The sequence below is a fragment of the Neisseria sp. P0021.S005 genome, from assembly GCF_051956955.1.
In genome coordinates, this window is sequence record NZ_JBQCWY010000464.1 from 1 (window position 1) to 2,431 (window position 2,431).

Here is a 2,431-nt window from a genome sequence, read left to right on the forward strand (position 1 = left end):
CCGCCCTTGCCCTGACTGCCTGCGGCGGTCAAAGCAACAATGCCTCTGCTCCTGCCGATAAAGTGTACCGTGTCGGCTCTAACGCCGAGTTTGCCCCATTTGAATCTTTGGATTCTGCCGGCAAAGTAGAAGGTTTTGACGTTGACTTGATGGACGCCATGGCTAAAGCCGGCAACTTCAAAGTCGAATTCAAACACCAGCCATGGGAAAGCCTCTTCCCTTCTTTGAACAACGGCGACGTGGACATCGTTATGTCCGGCGTAACCATCACTGACGACCGCAAACAAAGCATGCTCTTCAGCGATCCATACTTTGAAATCACCCAAGTTGTCCTCGTTCCAAAAGGCAAAAAAGTAGCTTCTTCCGAAGACCTGAAAAACATGGCCAAAGTCGGCGTGGTAACCGGCTACACCGGCGACTTCTCTGTTTCCAAACTCTTGGGCAACGACAATCCGAAAATCGCCCGCTTTGAAAGCGTTCCTCTAATTATTAAAGAATTGGAAAACGGCGGTCTAGATTCCGTAGTCAGCGACAGCGCGGTTATTGCCAACTATGTAAAAAACAACCCGACCAAAGGCTTGGATTTCATCTCCCTGCCTGACTTCACCATCGAAAACTACGGTATCGCTGCACGCAAAGGCGACGAAGCAACCATCAAAATGTTGAACGATGCACTGAAAAAAGTACGCGAAAGTGGCGAATACGACAAAATTTACGCCAAATACTTTGCTAAAGAAGGCGAAAAAGCCGAAGCAGCCAAATAATCTGGTTTGACTTCCTAAACTAAAGGCCGTCTGAAAACTTTTCAGACGGCCTTTAATCTGGTTAACTCAATTAAACGCAAGCACCCCCTATAATCCGCTTGTTTTTATCTTTCAAATGAAAGACACACCATGATCAAGCCCATCATCCTCAGCCTCGCTGCCGCAACCGCTTTGGCCGCCTGCTCCGCTTCTGAAAAACAAGAATCTCCTAACGTCGGCGTGGCCAATCCGGCTTCCAAATTCTGCGTCAAACAAGGCGGCAAATCCGAAATCAAAAGAGACAAAGACGGCAACGAATACGGCGTGTGCCACTTGCCTGACGGTACCGTTGTCGAAGAATGGGAATATTTCCGTCAACACAACAAATAATTACTCAATCATAGAAAAGGCCGTCTGAACCCAAGTTTCAGACGGCCTTTTTCTTTTAAACAGCGATTATTTTACTTCCAATTTGGTCACGCCACCCATATACGGTTGCAACGCAGCAGGAACATTAATGCTGCCGTCGGCATTTTGATGGTTTTCCAAAACCGCCACCAAAGTACGGCCGACTGCCAAGCCTGAGCCGTTCAAAGTATGCACCAAACGGTTTTTACCGTTTTCATCTTTGAAACGCGCTTTCATGCGGCGAGCTTGAAAATCTTCGCAATTGGAGCAGCTGGAAATTTCACGGTAGGTATTTTGCGCAGGAACCCAAACTTCCAAGTCGTAGGTTTTGGTTGCGCCGAAGCCCATGTCGCCGGTACACAAAGTGATCACGCGGTATGGCAGTTCCAACGCTTTCAAAATATTTTCAGCATGACCGACCATTTCTTCCAGCGCTTCGTATGATTTTTCCGGATGAACGATTTGCACCATTTCCACTTTGTCGAATTGGTGTTGGCGAATCAAACCGCGCACGTCTTTGCCGTATGCGCCCGCTTCGGAACGAAAACATGGGGAATGCGCAGTCAATTTCAACGGCAAATCGCTGCCGGCCACGATGCTGTCGGCAACGGTATTGGTCAGCGTTACTTCGGCGGTCGGAATCAGATATTGCGTTTTCTTGCTCTCGTCACCGCCGCGGGTAACATGGAACAAATCTTCTGCAAATTTAGGCAGTTGGCCCGTGCCCTGCAAAGTGGTGTCATCCACGATATAAGGCGTGTAATGCTCGGTATAGCCGTGTTTCAGCGTGTGCGTGTCCAGCATGAACTGAGCCAAAGCGCGATGCAGACGGGCGATTTGGCCTTTCATCACGGTAAAGCGCGCGCCGGAAAGTTTCGCACCGCCTTCAAAATCCAAACCCAAAGGCTCGCCCAAATCAACATGGTCTTTGATTTCAAAGTCAAATTCTCGCGGCGTGCCAACTTTGCGGACCTCAACGTTTTCAGTTTCGTCTTTACCGACAGGCACACTTTCGTGCGGCAGGTTCGGAATGCTCAGCAGCCAAGCATCCAATTCTTTCTGAACGGCATCCAAATCAGCGGCTGCCTGCTCCAAATCAACTTTGATTTGGGCAACCTGATCCATCGCAGCTTGAGCCTCCTCGTGTTTGCCTTGACCTTTCAACGCACCGATTTGTTTGGAAATACTGTTGCGCGAAGCCTGCAACTCTTCTGTTTTCACTTGAACGGCTTTGCGTTGCTCTTCCAAAGCGTTGAAACGCGCGATATCAAACTCGTAAC

The 2,431-nt window shown here is 49.0% G+C and carries 3 protein-coding genes; 2 read left to right on the plus strand and 1 reads right to left on the minus strand.

Features of this window, described 5'->3' with window-relative positions; genetic code table 11:
- Positions 1-764: basic amino acid ABC transporter substrate-binding protein (locus ACTHUE_RS15625; protein ID WP_440423942.1), on the plus strand; the 764-nt coding region annotated here is incomplete at its 5' end.
- A 129-nt stretch (positions 765-893) separates the two neighbouring features.
- Positions 894-1,133, plus strand: a complete 240-nt coding sequence (locus ACTHUE_RS15630) for a putative hemolysin (protein ID WP_070461638.1) — start codon at positions 894-896, stop codon at positions 1,131-1,133.
- A gap of 66 nt (positions 1,134-1,199) precedes the next feature.
- On the opposite strand, the gene serS is transcribed toward ACTHUE_RS15630, so the two are convergent.
- The coding region (gene serS / locus ACTHUE_RS15635; protein ID WP_440423943.1) for a serine--tRNA ligase at positions 1,200-2,431 on the minus strand (1,232 nt) is incomplete at its 5' end.

Coding starts and splice junctions, on each gene's coding strand:
- ACTHUE_RS15630 (WP_070461638.1), top strand. CDS start 894: ATGATCAAGCCCATCATCCTCAGCCTCGCTGCCGCAACCGCTTTGGCC.